Raw genomic sequence first — 18,112 nt, forward strand, 5'->3', positions numbered from 1 at the left:
CCGTGTCGGATCCTCGAAGGTCCGCGCGGAGGGGCTCGGGCCGCCGGTCCTCTGACCTGGGCGGTCTCACGGCCGGTGTCGTATCCGATGTCGATCCGACATTGGTCGTGAGATTCCGACACGGGATTTGAGATCCCACATGGTGTAGGTTCTCGCGGCCCGTGTCATCTGCCGGGCCTCTGAACTGGGTGTTCCTCGGGCGTCTCACGCCATGTCATCTGGTGGAGTCTCAGCTCCGTGTCATTTTCTCGCCGCTCCGGGCTGATCCGCCCGAAGCGGCGAGTCTCTGACCTGCGCTGCACTCACGGGGGTGTCATAAATGCCATCCAGATGACACGGCGGCTGAGAAAATGACACGCGATTTGAGAACCTACAAGGTGATATCAGGTGTGCGCCATGTCCACGAAGCGCGAGTAGTGGCCCTGGAACGCGGTGGTGATGGTCGCGGTGGGCCCGTTGCGGTGCTTGCCGACGATGAAGTCGGCTTCCCCCGCACGCGGTGACTCCTTCTCGTACTGGTCCTCGCGGTGGAGCAGGATCACCATGTCGGCGTCCTGTTCCAGCGATCCGGACTCGCGCAGGTCGGATACCTGCGGCTTCTTGTCGGTGCGCTGCTCAGGTCCGCGGTTGAGCTGGGAGAGCGCGACGACGGGCACCTGGAGCTCTTTGGCCATGAGTTTGAGCTGGCGGGAGATGTCGGAGACTTCCTGCTGGCGTGACTCGGGTCGGCGGCCGCCTCCGTACTGGAGCAGCTGGAGGTAGTCGATGACGACCAGGTCGAGCTTCCCGCGCTGCTTGAGCCGACGGGCCTTGGTCCGGATCGAGATGGCGGTCAGTTCCGGGGAGTCGTCCAGCAGCAGGTTCCCGCCGTCGACCGTGGTCTTGGCTTTGGCCAGGCGCGCCCAGGCCGCGTCGTCGAGCTGGCCGGAGCGGATGTGGTGCAGGCCGACGGGTCCCTCTGCGGACAACAGCCGCATGTGGAGTTCGAGGCGGCTCATCTCCAGGGAGAAAAACGCGCTGTGGAGCTTGTGCTTGAGACTCGCGGCCCGAGCGATATCGAGGCCCAGCGTGGACTTGCCCATGGCCGGGCGCCCGGCGATCAGGACCAACTGGCCGGGCTGGAGCCCCAGGGTCAGGCTGTCCAGATCGGTGAACCCGGTCGGCACGCCGGTCAGTTCGCCGGGCTTGCGCTTCCCCGCCGCCTCGATGGCGTCGAACGTTGCGTCCAGGCCGTGTGAGGCGTCCAGCAGCGAGTCGTCACCACGCTGTCGCACGACGCCGTAGAGGCGTTCCTGCGCGCGCTCGACAAGCTCATCGGCGGAACCGTCGCGGGCGTAGCCGCCAGCCGCGATGTCCGCACCCGCCGTGACCAGGTTCCGCGCGACGGATGCCTCGTAGACGATCTCGGCGTAGTGCTCGGCGTTCGCCGCGGTGGGCACCTGCTGGACCAGCGTGTGCAGGTACGGGGCACCGCCGATCTTGACCAGCTCGCCGGTCTTGGTCAGGTGGGCGGCCACCGTGATGGGGTCGGCGGGCTCGCCCTTCGCGTGGACGTCGAGGATCGCCCGGTACACCGTCTCGTGCGCCGGCCGGTAGAAATCTGGGCCCTGGAGGATCTCGGCGACGTCGCCGATCGCGTCCTTCGACAGCAGCATGCCGCCCAGTACGGACTGCTCGGCTTCCAGCTCCTGCGGCGGGACGCGCTCGAAGCCGTGGGGGTCGAGTCCCTCGCCGGACTTGGCGGGGGCGGGAATGGCTACGCTCATGGTGGATCTCCGTTCACGAGATTCGGGCAGCGGCCGGGCCGGGCAGGGTTACCGGCCGCTGCTGTTGCGCGGGGAGGGTCAGGCAGTCAGGACGCGGCCGCGATGGCGGGCGCACGGCGGCACTCGCACGGACCGACCGGCAAGAACGTCTCCGGGTCCTCGGCGAGGCCGGACCCGTTGCACTTGCCGCACTCCGGCGCAGCCGCCGCCCGGTGACTTCCCACACCTGCCGCGGGAGCCTGCGGCAGCCGCTTCAGGTGCCTGCGGTAGATCGCCGCCACGTCGAAGACACGCTCCGGGTCGCACCGGCGCGCCAGGTACTCCCGCAACCCGGCCACAGTCCATCCTGCCGCCACCGCGGCAACGGCCAGCGGCAGCAGATCCAGCCCATCGTCTTGGTGCATCCGGCCCGGCAGGCCCAGCAGCATCGACAGAACCTCTGAGCCCTCCCCGTCGCCGTCCTGCCCCTCACGCGGAGCGGGCACCTCAGCAGCAGCCGGATGGGGGTTGCCCTCCGGCGCAGCCGTCTCTCTCCCTCCTCCCGACTCCGACCCGTCGCCTGTGTGACTGGTGGGAGAGAGATGGTCTTCTGCTCCGCAGGAGGAATTGGTTTTCTTATGCGCCGGATTTCCCTGACTAGGGTCAGCCTGGCTAGGAAAATCACAGTCTGGCTCTGACCTGGGGTTTTCTTCGCCAGCTTCCAGACCTGGATTTTCCGGGTCTGGCTCTGACCTGGGGTTTTCCTCCGGGGCCTTCCACGGCGCCTGCGCGCCGATCAGCAGCCCGTCCGGCATGTCTGTGATCTGGAAGACGGTGTCACCGAGCTGCCCCAGCTCGTTGCGCACGCGCTCCCGGTGGAGGTAGCCGTAGCGCTCCAGCTCGTGCAGCGCGCTGGTCAGCGCGTGCTCCTTCTCCGGCCCGTTCGCCAGTAGCGATGCCATGGAGACTCCGAAGCCGTCCTGATGCGTCAGGATCTCCGCCAGCAGCCCCCGCGCTCGCCTCGACAGCCGCTTGTCCCGCAGCGCGCGGTTGTAAATCGTGGCGAAGTCCCGGCGGAGCACGTCGGCAGCCATCGGCCCCCGCTCGATCCGCCCGGAGAAGCCCTTACGGGTCGGGGCGCTCATACCGCTCCCGCCCCGGCCGCCACCATGCTGTCGTGGCCCTCTGGCCTGCTGTCCTGTTGTGCACGTACGCTCATAGGTGAGCGCACCTCCGTTCTGGTGGATCGAGAGTGGCTTCTCCATCCGGGTGGCGACCCGGTGGACGTGCGGGCCCCGCCATCGGCGGGGCCTGTTGCGTTGCCGCGGCTTATTCAGCATTCCCCTGTGCTGTCTGCGGGGTTAGACGTGTGGCCCATCGGAGGATGGTCGCTCCGCCGGCGATTTTTACGGCCACTTCCACCACGCGCCCGTCTGCCAGGTGGACCGTGCGGACTACCTGAGTCACAACCACGTCTCCGGTGGTGAGGCCAAGGGCCGTCTTTTCTGACTCTGTCGCGAGCCGCGACGTGACTTCTTCCAGCACGTGATCCTGGGCGACTCCCAGCCGCTCTGCCGCCAATTCCCGGGACCCGCCGGTTGAGACCGGTTCGGCCAGTTCCGGCGTCACCGCGATCACGTAGGCGGGGTAGTAGCTACTGCTGACGTGCACCGGAATGCCGTGCCGGCTGACGAGGCGGCGGCGTACGTGGACCGGAGTTCCTGGTGCCACGTCAAGACGCGGGGCAACCAACTCATCCGCCCCGACCGTCCCGACCTCCACGATTCGAGAGGTCTCGCCGCCGCCGAGGGCCGTACCGGTGGACTCGTGCAGGCGGACCCGGGCCGCAATGTTGTTGCTGATAGGTCCGGCGACGACAGTTCCGACTCCGGCTTTGGGGAGGGTCAGCCCCTCAAGCTTGAGCACGCGGTACGCGCGATTTGCGGTCGTGTTTGCCACGCCGAAATGTTCACAGACCTGCCGCAGTGACGGCATTGTGTCGCCCGGCCTGAGCGTTCCGTCCTGGATCTGCTGACGGTAGTGCGCCGCGATTTCCGCGTATCCGATGGACTCGGGCATACCGGCTCCTCCCTTATGCCTCGCTCTGCATCTCCCTTCGAGTGCAGCACTCCACGCCTGAGGCTAAACCACGCGGACTTATAGCGCTACTAGTAGCGCTCGGGGCGCCTGGTGGTCTACCTTGATGGAGACGGCACGGCCTGCCAAGCGGGGGCTGGAAACGTCACGGCGCTGACCTGCGTAAATGCAGACGCCCGGCCGGTGCTCCAACACCGGCCGGGCGGTGGTCCGGGCTAACGCTCGGACCGCTGTCGGGCCAATCCACGGGTTTAGGGCAGAGAGGGAGCCGACGTGTCGATTGTGACTGAGCAGGTGGTCCGCGTGTTGCGGGCGGGGCTGGCGGAGGAGGTGGACCGCCAGGAGCGGGAGAACAACGCCCGGGGGCCGGAGCCGGAGCAGCGGGTCGTGGTGACGCGGACGGTGTTGCCGGTGGGTCCCGGGTGGGAGGCGCGGGAGCAGCGGGTGTTGCCGTCGCGGCTGCCGTCGGGGTTCACCGCGGTGGTGGCCCTGGGCGCGGATGAGTTGCGGGTGCGTGCGCTGATGATTTCGGCGATCCGCCGGTGGGGGTGGGGTCGGTGAGTGACAGCGTGACCGATCTCCTCGCGTCGATTGACGACGTCCTCCAGGGCGACACTCCCGCCGCCCCGGCCCCGGTTGTTGCCCCCGCCCCGGCCCCGGTTGTTGCCCCCGTTCCGGTGCCTACCCCTGCTGATCCGGTGGAACCGGTGCGGCGGAGCACGGTGACGGATGTGGAGTACAACCCGGTGGGGCCGCGGATCGCGGAGCGGCTCAAGCCCTCGGTACCGGTACGTCCGCCGGTGCCGGTGGACGTACCGGTCGAGCCGGAGCCCGAGGACCAGGAGCCCGAGCCGGAGTCGGAGCCGGAGTCCGAGAGCGGGGATGCTGCTGGGGCGTCGGCGCCGTGGTGGTCGAAGCCCGCGTCTCGTGGCCCCGGTCCGGTGGCCGGCCCCGGTCCGGTGGTCGTGGCGGCTCCGGCCGCCGGAGCTCCGGGGTTTGTTCCCGCAGCTCCGGCGGAGGCTGCTCCGGTCGCAGAGGGGCGGTGGCGGTGGCTGTTCTACAACGGTGGTGCGGCCGGGGCCGGCCACCTGGCGATCTGGTCGGTCACGGGTGACCCGATGGCCGGGGCCGATCTCATGGGCCGGGCCATGGAATCTGTGGTCCCGCTCGGCGTCATGGCCGTCACGGCCGGGGCCGTGTACGCGGGCTGGAAGGCCGCCGGGTACCTCCGGGGCCTGCCCGGCTGGGCAGGGCTGGTGGTCCGGCCGGTCGCCGCAGGCACCGCGGGGCTGTGGGGACAGGGGACCCGCCCGCTCCTGACGGACGGCATGGCCGCCCTGCACCCCTGGCCGCAGTTCTTCGCACCGCTGCTGATCGCGGGAGCGGCGGGCGCTGCCTGCTGGTGGCTGGCGGAGCGCCGGTGCGCTGCCTGGATCCGCCCCTTGCGGTTCGTCGCGCGGATCCCGCTCGCGACCGTCGTTCTCTCGTCTCTCCTCTACGCCCCCGGAGCCCTGCTGTGAGCATGAGCATCAATCTTCTTGCCGCTACTGACGTCGCTCTCGCGGGCGGTCCGATTCTCGGGTCGGTCGGGATGTCCGGGCTCACTCTCGCGTCCGGGCTGCTCCTGCTGCTCGGGCTGCGCGGCTCGGACCGGGTCCGGCTCAACAGGGACAAGGCGGCCGGGGCGGGCATCGCGTTCGGGACGCTGGCGGTCGCGGCCGGGAACCTGTGGGGCGACGTGGTCAGGGGCATCTCGGAGGTGCCCACGTCCCTGATCCAGGGATCCGGCATGGGCAACATCGGCCTCGGCGGAGTCGCCCTCGCCCTCACGATCCTGGCGTTCTGCCCGAAATGGAAAAAGCTGATCTGGCCCGCTCTGCTGGGGATTTCAGCGAGCGTGATCTACGGCCAGGCGGGCGGGATCTGGGGGATCGGCGTGAACCTCGTTCTCAAGCTCGCGCAGATGATCGGTGCGCTGTGAGCGCGGCGACCGAGGCGAGCACGGACACGGACACGGGCACGGACGCGCGTGTGGGCGTGGTGGGAGAGATCCGGGCGGTGCTGAACGCCCGGGGCGCGGTGTCCGCCCTGCTGTCCGGGTCCGTCGTCCTCGCGGGTGCGGTGTGCGGGTGCGCCGGGCGGGTCCTGCGGTGGGCGTGGGCCCAGGCCAGTACGGACGCTGAGGCCACCGCCGCCGCGCAGGCCAAGGCCAAGGCGGCCAAGGCCAAGGCCGGTGGCGGCGACCAGGACCAGGAGCAGGCGGAGGTGACGGCCCCTCCGGTGGCACCGGTCCGGCGCCCGTTGGGCGAGGCGCTCGCGTATTTCGCCCTGGGCGGGCTCCTGGCGGCCGGTGCGGCCGGAAGCGCGGGCGTGCTGCTCTCCCCGTACCTGGGGCTGCTCACCACCTGGAAGCCGGTGATCATTTCCGTGGGGGGAGCCGGGTGGATGATCGCGGCCTGGATGGTCGCTCCTCCCCCTCAGCAGCCCGCCGAGGACGGTCAGGACGACGCCGAGGGTGACGACCTCCAGGACGACGCCGCACCCATTGAGACGGCCGACCGGGGGGCGGCCCTGCTGTGGCACGTGCTGCAATCCCTGGCCGACGCCGAGTCCGCGCGGCGCGCCGGGGTCCACCTCGACGTCGTCCTCGCCTCCGCGACCGAGACCGGCCTGCTCCCCGAGGACACCGAGCAGAGCGATTTCCGGGCGTGGGTAGAGTCCTGCGGGCTCCCCACCGTGGACAAGCTCGGCATGCGGATCGAGGGCAAGCCGGTGACCCGCGTGGGGCTGCGGGTGGATGCGGCGACCGGGGTTCTCGGGACGACCCCCACAGCACTGCTCCAGACCCGCCCGGGGGGAGTCGCTGTGACCCCCGCTCAGCCGGTCGGGGACACCCCCGCCGAGGCGCCCGCCAGCACCCCCGCCGAGGTGCCCGTCGAGGTGCCTGTACCGGCCGCTCTGCGCCTCATCCCCGGGGGCCGTCCGGACCCGTCCGCGGCCGCTCCCCTGACCCTCTCCAAGGAGCGGGTCCAAGAAGCCCGATAGACCGGCCTATCGCCGCTGTGACCTGGGGTTCTATCGCCCGGCCTAACACCCCCTGACGGCCCGCCTATCGGCCGTCCTGACACCCGGACCGCCGGACCGAGAGGTCCGGAGGTTGCCCGTTCCGCCCGGCCTCAGCCGGGCGGAACGGGGAGCCGGACAGAGGTGTCCGGACCACCACATCCGAGGAGAGAGACATGGCCACCACCACGTACTGGACCTGGAGCATCGAGGTCGACGAGCCCGGCACGGGCCGCCGCATCGCTCTGGGCAGCGAGCTCATCGCGCCCACCGACGCGACCGAGCGGGAGATCCGCCGGCGCCTGTTCCCGGAGCTGACCACGCAGCTCCAGCGCCGGTACGGCCCGGGATACCGCGTCGAGGATCTGGCCCCCGCGCTCCGCGTCAACCGGAAGTAGCCCGTCTGACGGTTGCCTGATCCGCCCGGCCACAGCCGGGCGGTGAAGGGGAGCCGGACAGACCCACGGCCCCACACACAAGCGCGGAGCGACCGCCCAACTGCCAAGAAAGCCGGTCGCCCCGCTCCATCCCTCAGCAGGACGGAGCCACATCGTGGCACTCAACGACAAGAAGATCAGCACCGCCCCCGGCGGCCCGCACGCCGACCCCAAGCACGCGACCACCTACCAGGCATCGCGCGGTGGTCATTTCCCCGCCCCGGCCAAGCCGGTCGCGGGCCGCAAGGGCGGCAAGCAGTGAGCCGGGCGACCGCGCCGGTCTGCCACGGCCGCCGGATGCGCTGGGACGCCAAGTCGGCGCAGTACGTGTGCCGTACCTGCGGCGCCTGGACCACACGCCACGGGGGTGGTGCGCGGTGAGCCGCCGTCTCCTGGCCCGCATCCCGATCCTGCGCCACCTCTGGCAGTGCCCGGGGTGCGGCGCCTACACCAGCCGTGCGCTCAACCCCGGTGAGACCTGCGGTGAGTGCTAGCCCGCTCTGATCCCGCGTCACCGCGCCCCGGGCGGACACCCGCCCGGGGCGCTCCCCTTTCTCCCCATCCAGCCTGGAGGCACCCCATGAGTCAGACGTCGTACACGCCCGCCGCTCCCGCTCCGCTCCCACCGGTTCTCGCTCCGGTCGGGCGGGGCGGTGCTCCGGCCGGACCCGTGAGGGGGGAGGATGCCGGGATGACTGAGACGCTGACGGGTGACCAGACCCCGGCCACCCGGGGGGCCATGGCCGGGGCCGCTCCGGAGACGGCCGGGGCCACTCCGGCCGGACAGGCGGCCACTCCGGCCACCACGGGCAGCGCTCCGCCCGCTCCGCGCAAGGGCGGCCGGGGCTGGCCGGATCAGGCGGCCGACCCCCTGTCCACGGCCGGGGCCACCCCGGACGCGGCCCCGGCCACGGTGGCCACCCCCCCGGCCGGGGAGGGCGGCCCCGCATGGGTAGGGCGCCTGCTGGTCTCGGTGGCGATGGTGGGGATGCCGCTCGTCGGGATCATTGGTTTCGCCGCCTCGTACACGACGCTGCGACGGGTCGCGGCAGAGAACGGGTTCGGTAACACCGGCATCTGGAGCCTGGCCCCGTGGATCCCCATCGGGATCGACGCCAGCATCGTGGCGCTGCTCGCCCTGGACTTGGTCATGGTGCGCAGCCGCAGCCCGTGGCCGGTACTCCGATTCGCTGCGCACGCAATGACCCTGGTCACCGTGGCGTTCAACGCCTCCGACGGCATCAAGTCGGGGGCCGGCCTCTGGGCAGGCCTGACCGCCCACCCGGTTCGCGTCGGTCTTCACGGCGTCATGCCCGTGCTGTTCGTGCTCGGTGTGGAGGCCTCCCGGCATCTGCTGATCAAGGCCGCCCGGATCGAGGACGGCACGGCCTCCGACCGGGTCCCGCTGCACCGGTGGGTACTGGCCCCGCCCACGACGATCCGTCTGTACCGACAGATGCGCCTGGCGGGCGTGCAGTCCTACCCGGAGATGATCGCGCGGGAGCAGGCTCTCGATGGGTACAAAATGTGGCTCAAGCAGAAGTACCAGGGGGACCTGTCCGCAGCATCCGAGATCGAGCGCCTGCCGATGAAAATGGCTCCCCGCGGCTACACGGTGGACCAGGCGCTCGCCCTCCCGGCGACATGGGAGGCGGAGGCGGAGAAGCGCCAGCGCGCGGAGGAGGAGCGCCAGGAGCAGGAAGCGGAGCGGCAGCGGCTGGAGGCGGAGCGCCAGCGCGAGCAAGCCAAGGCGGACCGGATCGCGGCCATCGAGGACGAGGGCGACATCATCACCGCTCAGCACCGGCAGGCGGCCCGGACCGGTACGGCGGCTGCGGAGGCGGAGGCCGCGAAGGCGGCGGCGGAGTCGGCAGCGGCCACGGCCATGGTCCAGGCGGAGCACCGGCGCACGGCAGCGGAGCGTCAGGCAGCGACGGAGGCCGAGGCGCTGGAGTCGGCGGAGGTAGCGGCCGCGCGCCGGAAGACAGCCGAGGACACCGAGGCGGCAGCCAAGGCGGAGGCGCAGACGCAGCGCCACCGCGCGGAGACGGCCAAGGCGGAGGCAGCCGCGAACCACTGGATCGCAGAGGCCGGACGCCTGGCGAAGGAGGAGCGCCGGGTCGAGGCCGACCGTCAGGCGGCGGCGACCGCCCGGTACGAGACGTCCCTGATCGAGGCGCGGGCCCAGCAGGCCGAGGACTACGCCCGCCTGAGTCCCCGTGAGCGCTCCGAGCGTCTGGTGGCCCGGATGCTCCTGGCCGCCGGAGTCACCCCCGAGCAGGCCGATAAGGAGATGGGAGCGGTCCAGCTAAGCGAGATCATGGACGCGCTGAATCTTGGGCAGAGCGCCGCGAGCGACATCCGTAAGGCGGCCGTGGGGCGGCTGCTGGACGGATACCGCCCCACGGAGTTCGAGACGGCGATGGACAGTCAGCAGTCCTGACCCGGCACATCGGAGGGCGGCACCCGGAATGGGTGCCGCCCTCCGCCATGTCCGGATGACCGGCTGTCAGGGCCGCCCGCCCCACCATCGCCGCCGCCGCTCCCCGGCCGCCGGCCCCGACTCCTCGGGCACGGGCGGGGGAGCGGGTGAAGCGTGGGACTGCTCCGGGACGGACGGCTGAAGGACCGGCCGCTCCGGCGGTGGCCCCAGCGCGGCCACCGCCCGCTGTAGATCCTCGATCCGCGCGCCCCGCTCGGCGAGCTGCGCACGCAGGTGCTCCACGCGAGCCTCCGCCAGCCGCTTCGCGTATTCGGCGTGAGCGATGGCCAGGGCGTGCTCGTGACGTACGCGTTCCAGCTCTGCCCGCAGCGCGTCCGCACCCTGCGCCTGGCCGCCGTCCACGTCGCCGTTCTCTCCGGCCGGGGCCGCGGTCGTGTTCTCCGGCGGGGCAGGAGCGTTCAGCCGGAATCCGGCGGCCAGCAGATCGTCCACCGGGACCAGCCAGCCCCGCACCGGATCCTGCACCGCGCCCGGCAGGTCGCCCGCCTCGCGGCGCCGGCGGATGGTCGTGCGGCTGACACCACACGCGGTGGCCGCCTCGCGCTGGTTCAGCATCGGACGCTCGCTCATGCGCCCATCCTCCCCGCACCCGTGCCCGACATCAGCCACCCCGCGCGACGTGATGGTCGCGGCTATGGCTCAGACCGTCCTCGCTCGTCCTGATCGTCCTGCGTCGCCTGCGGTCTCGTGGTGGTCCGCCGGGCGGAGAAGCTGCTGGATGGGGTGACGTGCTCGCGGGCATGCCGGACATTCCTCACGCGAAGGCGTAACGGCGGTGTCGGATCGGGCCGGGCGTGCGGTGCGTGCGGACGGGCTGTTACGGCTGGGCGTGCGGATTCTGCGTACTGCGGACCGCCATGCCGACAGAAGGCCTACCGGCGCCGTGTCGCCGCACGAGCGGCGGCTCCTGGATCCCAGCCGAGTCAGGCTTCCGGACACCGGCGACGGGCGCCGTCTGTGAACCGCCCTCCAGGCGAACCGGAACCACCACGCGAAGCCGTTACGGCTACGCGTGCCGGTCGTTGAGCCTGTTATGGCTATACGTGAGGGATCGCGCCGGTACTGCACCATGTGCGCGGCCGACTTGTCCGGCGGCCCGGCGTACCTCGTCGTCGGCGGCACTCGGCAGGGCCGGAACCGGGGTTCCGGCCGCTTCTTGATCTGTGGGTGCTGCTACGAGCGAGGGGCTCCCGATCCGGTCACCGGGCTGTCCCGTCCTGACGCCGCCCGGCGGACGGGGAATACCTGGTGGGTGGACCTGGCCGGCCGCGGGACGGTCCTGCCGCCGGAGCCGTGCGTCGCCTGCGGTCTCGTGGTGGTCCGCCGGGCGGAGAAGCTGCTGGATGGGGTGACGTGCTCGCGGGCATGCCGGACATTCCTCACGCGAAGGCGTAACGGCGGTGTCGGATCGGGCCGGGCGTGCGGTGCGTGCGGACGGGCTGTTACGGCTGGGCGTGCGGATTCTGCGTACTGCGGACCGCCATGCCGACAGAAGGCCTACCGGCGCCGTGTCGCCGCACGAGCGGCGGCTCCCTCGGACCAGCTCACCGAATTGATGGACGCCATGGCCCCTTTCGTCGTGCGCTCCGCCCCCGGAATCTCACCGTCCCTCTACAAGGCGCTCTACCGGGTACACACCGCGGACCGCCACGGTCTCAACGGCCCTCATGCCCAGCAGCACGCCCTGGCCCGTCTCGCCGCAATGGATCCCAGCCGAGTCAGGCTTCCGGACACCGACGACGGGCGCCGTCTGCGAACCGCCCTCCAGGCGAACCGGAACCACCACGCGAAGCCGTAACGGCAGCCCGATTCGGGCCGGTGCCCCGCGAGTCAGACAGGGGCAACGTGGCGCCACAGCTGCGACGGAACACACAGGTGGGGAACCGGCCTGATGGGCTAGAACCAGCCGAACACTGTAAAGCCGCTTGCCATGTAAGGCAGCTTTACGGCAAGCTTGTTGGTGTGAGTACGAGACAGCGAGACGACGCAATGGCCGCACTGCGCGACTGGTCGCGCCCCGGCCGCCGGGCCGACCTGATCGCCACCGCGTGGCAGGCCGGTGAGACCAACATCGTTGCGCTCGCCGAGGCCGCGCGTATCAGCCGACCCACCGTGTACGCCGATCTGCGATCCAGGGGCATCGACCCGGACCACCGACCGAAAGGCAAGACCATGATCACGAACCTGTCCAAGCTCGACATTGAGGGCTTCACCGGCGTCGGCGAAACGATGGACGCCGAGTTCACCGCAGCCCTGCGCCGGTGGGTCGCACAGCACCCGGACCTCGACCCGGGCGGTCCCGAGGGCCACACCGAGGGAATGCGGCTGGTGGCCATGATGGACACCGTTGCCCGCTACGCCGACGTACGCGACCGCCTCGCCCGCGAGCAGGTCGCCCGCGCCGAGCGTGACCGCCTGCTGCACCAGGTCGAGCTGCGCTGGGAAGCACTGAGCACCGCCGCCGCATGGCTGGCCGCCCACCACGCCTACGTCCTCGCCGTAGACGAAGCCCGCATCGCCATCGACATGTGGAACGAACGCGCCGAGAGCGCCCGGCAGCGCAAGTTCTTCTGCATCTCGCCCCGTGACGAAGCCGCCTACCAGCAGATCCAGGAAGCCGGTCACCCCGCGCTGGAGGACGCCATGGCCGACCTCGACCAGGACCCGGGAGTGACCACCTACGCGCTGCGCGCCAACCTCGACCAGGCCCACGAGCGCCGCCTGGAGTTGGCCGCCGAGACGCTCGCTTTCGCCATCGCTCGGAACTAACGAAGGGGAAGACTGTGTTCAATCTCGACCGGTTCGCCATCGATGGCGGCCGCCACTTCCCGCAGATCGTCATCGATGAGGATGCCTCCACTGCTGCGGGTACTGCCCGCTTCCGGGCCGGGTGCACTTGTGGCCGGATGCCCCAGCACCTCGTGGACGCCCGCGAGCAAGCTCTCGCCGCGCACCTTGCTCACGCCACCGCGAAGGCCGGTCCGTCCAAGGGGCCGAAGTGGCTCCCCTCCGGCGTGCGTGTCGTGATCCTGGTGGTGGCCATGTTGATGGTCTGGGGCGCCTGCTACGCCACTGGCCAGATCGTCGCTCACGGCCAGGACCTCACCGGCGCCACCGCCAAGGCGGTCTTCGGCGGGTCCCACCTCGCGGGTCTCGCCCTGGCCTTCGGCCTCATGGTCGCCGTCCGGCGCTACATCGCGCCTACCCGCGCCTGACAGACCAGTGCACGCAAGGCGCCCGCAGCCATCCGAACTGGCTGCGGGCACCTCTTGACTGTACTTGCGCGACACCAGTACGACCTGGTGGCCGCCGCTGGGCGCCACCTCGCCGCCTGGCATCCGTTCACCAACCGGCGGGCCGCCACCACAGCGGCCCGCCCACCGAGAGGTAGTGATCCGCTACGCAGTGGGCGGCGAGGGGCGAAGCTTCACGATCGGGCCCCGGCCACCGCCGCATTGCAGCAGCTCAGACCCTCCGACTCACAGAGACAGGCACCCGATGAAGACACACATGCACCAACTCCCCGAGCTGCTCGACGCCGCGGCCGACCTCCTGGACCACGTCGGGGACGTCGCAGGGTTACGCGCCGGGCTCTACACCGCCCTTCCGGATGTCCGCCTGCTCGTGAAAACCGGGCATCCCTACACCAACGAGGTGGGCCCCTTGGACATGATCGGCGCGGCGCTCACCGCAGAGGTCCACCACAAACGATGGGGCACCCTGGGAGAAGCCCACGTGAGTGGCACATGGAACGACATGCCCGTCTACGGCAGCCACCTCTACTCGGACCTGCCCGACGGCGAGAAGCCATGTACCCGGTCGGCCACCGACCTCAGCCTCCGGGCACGCGCTCTTATCCCGTGGGCCAGGCAGAGCTGGACGCAGTGGGCCGAGAGCGTCCACGTGTACGACGAGAACGGCACCCCCCGCGTGCATGTGGTTCTCAAGCCTGACGGATCCCTCGACGACACACTGGCCGTGCTCCTCGACTCCACTGGACCGCTCCAGTACCGCCACGAGCGCGAACACGCCTTTGTCGCGAACGGATCGGTACTCCTGAACGACGGAACCGTGGTCACAGCCTCTGTCATCACCCCGTAATCAGGCATTCGCGAACCTGTGGCGGAAAGTGCATAGACCACACACGTCCGGCCACGGCCGGCCGTTCAAATTCCCGGCACCGACGAACAACGCGGCGCCGGAGAACTGGGGGAGCAGACTATGACCGGGGCAACCGGCCTCTGGGGCGAATGGCAGAAGCACGGCGCCCAGGGGCTGAGCGGCGCACGGGCACTCGCGGCCGAGCTGGACCGCATCGCCCGCCAAGGCGGCATCGCCTCGCCCATCACGACCAACCGCGGCCTCTCCGCCCGCCTGCGCTACCTCAACAGCCGGCCCGGCCGCGAAGTCCTCGCCGAGCACGGCGTCTCCGCCCGCCTGCTGCGTTCCTGGGGCCGCGGGGCACATCCCAGCGCCCCCAAGCTGGAAGCGGTCGAGCGCGCCTACCAGGAGCGCCGCCGAGACAACCTGGTGCGCTCGGGTGCGCTCAAGCGCCTGCTCGACAACGAGGGCCGCGGCCGCCGCATCGAGGTCTACCCCGTCGACCAGTCGGCCGTGGATGAGAAGTACCGCCGACCGAACGTCAGTGAGCGTTCCGTGCAGGCCCGGTACGTCTGGGACGACATGGTCGACGCCTGGGGCGAAGGCGACATCGACACCCTTGACGAGATCTGGGACGACATCATCACCGACCTGGACTCTGATTACGCCGCGTACGCCTACGTCGGCTCCATCGGCATTGGCGCCTGAAGACCACACCAGCCACACCCGACACGAAAACTGTCAGGCATTTCCAATTGGTGCCTGATACCTGAGGGATGAGAGCCGGAGCCGACCGGGCCGCCGGCCGTACGGAAGGAAGTAGACATGAGCATCGAACGGTGTGAGCCGGAGTTCATCGACGGCGGGTACGAGGGCTGTGGGGCCTGCCCCGACTGCCTGGAGCGGGAGGACCAGGAGCTGAACCATGAAGTGGAGGCGGGCCACATCACGGACGCGCAGGCCCTGGAGATCCACCACGACCGCGAGCTGCGCCGGACTCTGGCCGGCCTCTACGACGACGAGGAGGACGCCGCGTGACTGGCGGTGCGGGAATCACACTCGCAGGCACATGGGAATGCGATGCGGATTCCGACTAGCGGAATCCGCATCGTGAAAAGGGGCCCTGCCATGGAGGTGCCTGCCGCATAACTGGCAGGCACGTCCTTCGCGTTGGCCTTCCAGTCGCAGCACAGGCCCGCCAGGAGCGGCAATGGCGGGACCTCCCCAGTTGGGGAAGTCCCGCCATTTTCGGCGGGTGACGCGCGTGGTCAGGCCGGGATCTCGTACTCGAAAGACATGGTGTGCCGGGTGGGCAGGCACCGTTCCTCATAGGCGATCACGCCTGTCTCGTCCCACAGGCGGTGTGCCGTCGCCGTGATCGGTGCGCCGACGCGAAGCCCGAGGTAGCTGGCTTCCCGGGCGTCGCATTCGCGCCCGTGGATGTCGTCGCGGCTGCCGGTCGGCCGGCGGCCCGTCGCGTCGATGACGGTTCGCAGGATCCGCGGGGCGGTTGAGGCGCCCGTCGAGAGCAGGTCGGGTGCCACCCCGGTGAAGTCCGGGTACCACGACACGATCAGGGCCAGGCGGTGCTGGCCGCGCCCGGTGTGCCACTGGCGGCGCACCACGCGTTCCCCGTCGCGCAGGTCGAGGATGTCGGCCACGTACACGGGCGGCTTCACCAGCGCGGCATCGGTCACGGTGCACGTCTCGCCGTCCGCGAGGACGCTCCCGCTGCGCAGGGCCCGCAAGAGGCTGTCGTAGCCGCTGGGAGCCATCTGGGCGCTACTGACGAACGTGCCGCGCGGCGTCATGGACAGCAGTCCCTCCACGGCGAGCTGGCCCAGGGCTTTTTGCATCGTGGCGCGCGCCACGCCGTCGGTATCCAACGAGGACATCGCACGCCTGACCCGCACGTCACCACAGAATCTCGGGAAGCTCGTACGTCGGCGGCAAGACTGACGTCCCGCGCCACCTTCCGGCCGTGCCGACTGGCCAGGCCGGGCCCACCAGGAGGGAACGCCCATGAGCACCCAGCACTACACCGCCGAGGTCAACGTCCGCACCACGGCCGGCGACCTGGTCACCATCTACCACGACACATCCGGTCCGGTCGGCATGTCCTCCTCGGAGGTCCGCGCCGCCGCCGAGAAGGTCGCTCTGGCCGAGATTCCCGGCGGCCAGGTCGAGGGCTCCCGAGTCGCCACCGACGGCAAGCAGCACTGAATCGGCGGGGCCGATTTGTGCGAGTGAAGTCCGCATACGGCATCTGAATAATGCTCCCGCCCGTGCGGGGATCCACAGATCGGCCCGCCCCCCCCAGGGGACGGGCCGATACTCGTATCTCCGCAGGTGGGCCCGGGGCACAGAAAAGGCCGGTCCCATGCCGCCTAAGCGGGTGGTACAGGGACCGGCCAGCCGAAAACCCCCGAAGAGGAATCCGCCCTCAGCATAGCCCCACAGCACCCGCCACAGGGCCGTGCAGAAGCCCCCTGCGGCCCCTGCACGGCCCTGTGGCGCAGCAGGGCGCAGCGAGGCGCAGCAAGCGCCCACAAGCGCCACAAGCCTTTTTCTCGCGGGGTAGGCGGGTCGGGGCGCACCGGCCGACGCTGGCCACGCGCAGGAGCCGCTCCGCGCCTCCTGACGCGGGCGCTCCGCGCCCGCCGCGTGCTGCGGTGCGGCCGCTCCGCGCCCGCCCCTTGCCGTCACCGCTCCGCGCTGCCGGGCCCCGGCATCCGCTGCGCTCCTGCCGGTCGCGTCGGCCGGTACGCCCCGACCCGAATACCCCGCGAGAACGCCTATTGCCAGCAATTCAATTCGGGAAAATGAAATAAAAAAGATTCTTTGAGCGGCCTATTGTTCCGCCTATTCGGGCTTCGGTTTGATATTGTTTCTCTTGTCGGAAGGGCGTGGTACCCCGTCCGACAGCCGAAAACCAAGAACACCGAAAAGGAAAACAATGGAAAAGCAGAGCGAAACGCGGTACGTCCTCGGCACGCGGGAGGAGGACGGGCGCTATCCCGTGACCGTCGACGGCAGCCCTGCCGGGACAGTCCACCGCCGTCACGGGAGCTGGTACCTCACCATCCCGGGCCGCACGAATCCGAACCGTTTCTCGGACCGGTTCGCGGCAGCCGAGCAGATCGAGGCGCTGTACGACCAGGGAATCCGCCCCACCATCCCTGCCCCCGGCACCCTGCCCACCCCCAGCACAAGCCCCGCCGCCACCGAGTCCTACCGCCACCTCCTCCCCGATCTGCGCCTCACCCTCGCCAATCTGGTGCGGGCGGCGGAGGCCATGGCCCGCCTCGCTCAGCTCGGATGGGTGCCCCTGGAGGGCTACCCCGGTGCGGACCAGCCGTGGCGGATGGAGTGCCGCCTCTGCGGCTGGAAGGGCCACCGGTTCTGGTCCCACCTGCGGGGCCGCAACGGCGACCGGACGCCGCGACCCGTCACCCGGCACCCCGGCTGCATCCCCGTCAAGGACATGCCTGCCGCCCTCATCACCCTGGCGTCCGAGCGCTGCCTGACCTGCCCGTGCGAGGAGTACCGGCACCCCACCAGCACAGACGGCGCAGTCACAGCCGTGAACGTGATCGGGACCGCCCTGGAGACCGGAGCGCCGGGCAGGGCCGTGCGCGCCGCCCGCGCCATCCTGGAGCCGTGCCCGGCCGCCACCTCCCGCGCAGACCTGGTGCGTTGGGCGTACGACCGGCGCGTCAAGTGGATGGCGTCATGAGGCTGATCCTGTGCGCCGAGTGCGACGGACAGGCGCCCTATCAGAAAACCGGGCCCCTATTCGTCTGCACCGGCTGCGGCCACTCTCTGAGCCGGTCGGATATCGACCTGGACGGGATGGAGGTCTGGGCCGTGACGGAAGACGGACTGCTGGGTTTCGAGGGCCCGAGCGTCACATGCCCGGAATGCGGCTCCGACCAAATCGAAAAAACCAAATTCAAATCCCGCCAGTGGGCATACTGCACAGAGCCTGCCTGTGAATTGGGAGGACTGGAATTTGAGCTAGTCGACTACAGCTGAGCAGCCCCAACATAGAGAATGCGTCTGCCGCATAAGCGGCAGGCGCATTCTCTATGTTGGATTACCAGTCGAGCGCGGGGCCGTGTGTGCGTCCGTCGTGGGAACTCGACTCCTCGCCGTATACGGACTCG

General features: G+C 70.1%; 21 protein-coding genes. 16 read left to right on the top strand and 5 right to left on the bottom strand.

Features of this window, described 5'->3' with window-relative positions:
• Positions 1-383 precede the first annotated feature (383 nt).
• From dnaB to OG285_RS38500, 3 genes are all read right to left on the bottom strand, one after another.
• Positions 384-1,766, bottom strand: coding sequence for a replicative DNA helicase (gene dnaB, locus OG285_RS38490; RefSeq protein ID WP_371793771.1), 1,383 nt, complete (start codon positions 1,764-1,766; stop codon positions 384-386).
• Between the two features lie 86 nt (positions 1,767-1,852).
• On the bottom strand, positions 1,853-2,890 hold the full coding sequence (locus tag OG285_RS38495; RefSeq protein WP_371793772.1) for a hypothetical protein: 1,038 nt from the start codon (positions 2,888-2,890) through the stop codon (positions 1,853-1,855).
• A gap of 184 nt (positions 2,891-3,074) precedes the next feature.
• Positions 3,075-3,824 (bottom strand): GntR family transcriptional regulator, encoded by a 750-nt coding sequence (locus tag OG285_RS38500; protein WP_371793773.1) that lies wholly within the window; start codon positions 3,822-3,824, stop codon positions 3,075-3,077.
• A 291-nt stretch (positions 3,825-4,115) separates the two neighbouring features.
• Here OG285_RS38500 and OG285_RS38505 point away from each other — a divergent pair, with 291 nt between their 5' ends.
• The 7 genes from OG285_RS38505 (at position 4,116) to OG285_RS38535 (ending at position 9,785) form a co-directional block, all read left to right on the top strand.
• The gene (locus OG285_RS38505; protein WP_371793774.1) at positions 4,116-4,403 is read left to right on the top strand and encodes a hypothetical protein; all 288 of its coding nucleotides are present in this window, start codon (positions 4,116-4,118) and stop codon (positions 4,401-4,403) included.
• Complete coding sequence (locus OG285_RS38510; protein WP_371793775.1) at positions 4,400-5,362, top strand: hypothetical protein; 963 nt, start codon at positions 4,400-4,402, stop codon at positions 5,360-5,362. The genes OG285_RS38505 and OG285_RS38510 overlap by 4 nt, the downstream gene beginning before the upstream one ends.
• A 2-nt stretch (positions 5,363-5,364) precedes the next feature.
• On the top strand, positions 5,365-5,823 hold the full coding sequence (locus tag OG285_RS38515) for a hypothetical protein (RefSeq protein WP_371793776.1): 459 nt from the start codon (positions 5,365-5,367) through the stop codon (positions 5,821-5,823).
• Positions 5,820-6,887, top strand: coding sequence for a hypothetical protein (locus OG285_RS38520; protein ID WP_371793777.1), 1,068 nt, complete (start codon positions 5,820-5,822; stop codon positions 6,885-6,887). The genes OG285_RS38515 and OG285_RS38520 overlap by 4 nt, the downstream gene beginning before the upstream one ends.
• A gap of 194 nt (positions 6,888-7,081) precedes the next feature.
• Positions 7,082-7,303: a hypothetical protein gene (locus OG285_RS38525; protein ID WP_371793778.1), complete on the top strand. Its 222-nt coding sequence runs from the start codon at positions 7,082-7,084 to the stop codon at positions 7,301-7,303.
• Between the two features lie 154 nt (positions 7,304-7,457).
• Positions 7,458-7,604, top strand: a complete 147-nt coding sequence (locus OG285_RS38530; protein ID WP_371793779.1) for a hypothetical protein — start codon at positions 7,458-7,460, stop codon at positions 7,602-7,604.
• Positions 7,605-8,033: 429 nt separating this feature from the next.
• The gene (locus tag OG285_RS38535) at positions 8,034-9,785 is read left to right on the top strand and encodes a DUF2637 domain-containing protein (protein WP_371793780.1); all 1,752 of its coding nucleotides are present in this window, start codon (positions 8,034-8,036) and stop codon (positions 9,783-9,785) included.
• A gap of 66 nt (positions 9,786-9,851) precedes the next feature.
• On the opposite strand, the gene OG285_RS38540 is transcribed toward OG285_RS38535, so the two are convergent.
• The gene (locus OG285_RS38540; protein ID WP_371793781.1) at positions 9,852-10,415 is read right to left on the bottom strand and encodes a helix-turn-helix transcriptional regulator; all 564 of its coding nucleotides are present in this window, start codon (positions 10,413-10,415) and stop codon (positions 9,852-9,854) included.
• 994 nt (positions 10,416-11,409) lie between these two features.
• On the opposite strand from OG285_RS38540, the gene OG285_RS38545 reads away from it, so the two are divergent.
• From OG285_RS38545 to OG285_RS38570, 6 genes are all read left to right on the top strand, one after another.
• A complete protein-coding gene (locus OG285_RS38545; RefSeq protein WP_371793782.1) occupies positions 11,410-11,643 on the top strand; it encodes a hypothetical protein in 234 nt (77 codons plus the stop codon).
• Positions 11,644-11,807: 164 nt separating this feature from the next.
• Positions 11,808-12,614, top strand: coding sequence for a hypothetical protein (locus OG285_RS38550; RefSeq protein ID WP_371793783.1), 807 nt, complete (start codon positions 11,808-11,810; stop codon positions 12,612-12,614).
• Positions 12,615-12,628: 14 nt separating this feature from the next.
• The gene (locus tag OG285_RS38555) at positions 12,629-13,060 is read left to right on the top strand and encodes a hypothetical protein (protein WP_371793784.1); all 432 of its coding nucleotides are present in this window, start codon (positions 12,629-12,631) and stop codon (positions 13,058-13,060) included.
• A gap of 295 nt (positions 13,061-13,355) precedes the next feature.
• A complete protein-coding gene (locus OG285_RS38560; RefSeq protein WP_371793785.1) occupies positions 13,356-13,946 on the top strand; it encodes a hypothetical protein in 591 nt (196 codons plus the stop codon).
• A gap of 120 nt (positions 13,947-14,066) precedes the next feature.
• Positions 14,067-14,654, top strand: a complete 588-nt coding sequence (locus OG285_RS38565) for a hypothetical protein (protein ID WP_371793786.1) — start codon at positions 14,067-14,069, stop codon at positions 14,652-14,654.
• Between the two features lie 117 nt (positions 14,655-14,771).
• Entirely contained in the window at positions 14,772-14,984 is a 213-nt protein-coding gene (locus tag OG285_RS38570) for a hypothetical protein (protein WP_371793787.1), read from the top strand.
• 230 nt (positions 14,985-15,214) lie between these two features.
• Here the strand turns inward: OG285_RS38570 and OG285_RS38575 are convergent, their stop codons facing one another.
• On the bottom strand, positions 15,215-15,832 hold the full coding sequence (locus OG285_RS38575) for a UTRA domain-containing protein (RefSeq protein WP_371793788.1): 618 nt from the start codon (positions 15,830-15,832) through the stop codon (positions 15,215-15,217).
• 136 nt (positions 15,833-15,968) lie between these two features.
• Here OG285_RS38575 and OG285_RS38580 point away from each other — a divergent pair, with 136 nt between their 5' ends.
• From OG285_RS38580 to OG285_RS38590, 3 genes are all read left to right on the top strand, one after another.
• Positions 15,969-16,169, top strand: a complete 201-nt coding sequence (locus OG285_RS38580) for a hypothetical protein (RefSeq protein WP_371793789.1) — start codon at positions 15,969-15,971, stop codon at positions 16,167-16,169.
• 733 nt (positions 16,170-16,902) lie between these two features.
• A complete protein-coding gene (locus OG285_RS38585) occupies positions 16,903-17,682 on the top strand; it encodes a hypothetical protein (protein WP_371793790.1) in 780 nt (259 codons plus the stop codon).
• A complete protein-coding gene (locus OG285_RS38590; RefSeq protein WP_371793791.1) occupies positions 17,679-17,981 on the top strand; it encodes a hypothetical protein in 303 nt (100 codons plus the stop codon). Before OG285_RS38585 ends, OG285_RS38590 begins: the two co-directional genes overlap by 4 nt.
• The last annotated feature ends 131 nt before the right edge of the window (positions 17,982-18,112 follow it).

The sequence above is a fragment of the Streptomyces sp. NBC_01471 genome (assembly GCF_041438865.1).
Classification (GTDB): Bacteria; Actinomycetota; Actinomycetes; order Streptomycetales; family Streptomycetaceae; genus Streptomyces.

Excerpts from the sequence above, each read along its gene's own strand:
- OG285_RS38495 (WP_371793772.1), bottom strand. The coding sequence starts at position 2,890 with ATGAGCGCCCCGACCCGTAAGGGCTTCTCCGGGCGGATCGAGCGGGGG.
- OG285_RS38560 (WP_371793785.1), top strand. The coding sequence starts at position 13,356 with ATGCACCAACTCCCCGAGCTGCTCGACGCCGCGGCCGACCTCCTGGAC.
- OG285_RS38590 (WP_371793791.1), top strand. The coding sequence starts at position 17,679 with ATGAGGCTGATCCTGTGCGCCGAGTGCGACGGACAGGCGCCCTATCAG.
- OG285_RS38580 (WP_371793789.1), top strand. The coding sequence starts at position 15,969 with ATGAGCACCCAGCACTACACCGCCGAGGTCAACGTCCGCACCACGGCC.
- OG285_RS38585 (WP_371793790.1), top strand. The coding sequence starts at position 16,903 with ATGGAAAAGCAGAGCGAAACGCGGTACGTCCTCGGCACGCGGGAGGAG.
- OG285_RS38500 (WP_371793773.1), bottom strand. The coding sequence starts at position 3,824 with ATGCCCGAGTCCATCGGATACGCGGAAATCGCGGCGCACTACCGTCAG.
- OG285_RS38525 (WP_371793778.1), top strand. The coding sequence starts at position 7,082 with ATGGCCACCACCACGTACTGGACCTGGAGCATCGAGGTCGACGAGCCC.
- OG285_RS38565 (WP_371793786.1), top strand. The coding sequence starts at position 14,067 with ATGACCGGGGCAACCGGCCTCTGGGGCGAATGGCAGAAGCACGGCGCC.
- OG285_RS38515 (WP_371793776.1), top strand. The coding sequence starts at position 5,365 with ATGAGCATCAATCTTCTTGCCGCTACTGACGTCGCTCTCGCGGGCGGT.
- OG285_RS38540 (WP_371793781.1), bottom strand. The coding sequence starts at position 10,415 with ATGAGCGAGCGTCCGATGCTGAACCAGCGCGAGGCGGCCACCGCGTGT.
- dnaB (WP_371793771.1), bottom strand. The coding sequence starts at position 1,766 with ATGAGCGTAGCCATTCCCGCCCCCGCCAAGTCCGGCGAGGGACTCGAC.
- OG285_RS38545 (WP_371793782.1), top strand. The coding sequence starts at position 11,410 with ATGGCCCCTTTCGTCGTGCGCTCCGCCCCCGGAATCTCACCGTCCCTC.
- OG285_RS38570 (WP_371793787.1), top strand. The coding sequence starts at position 14,772 with ATGAGCATCGAACGGTGTGAGCCGGAGTTCATCGACGGCGGGTACGAG.
- OG285_RS38535 (WP_371793780.1), top strand. The coding sequence starts at position 8,034 with ATGACTGAGACGCTGACGGGTGACCAGACCCCGGCCACCCGGGGGGCC.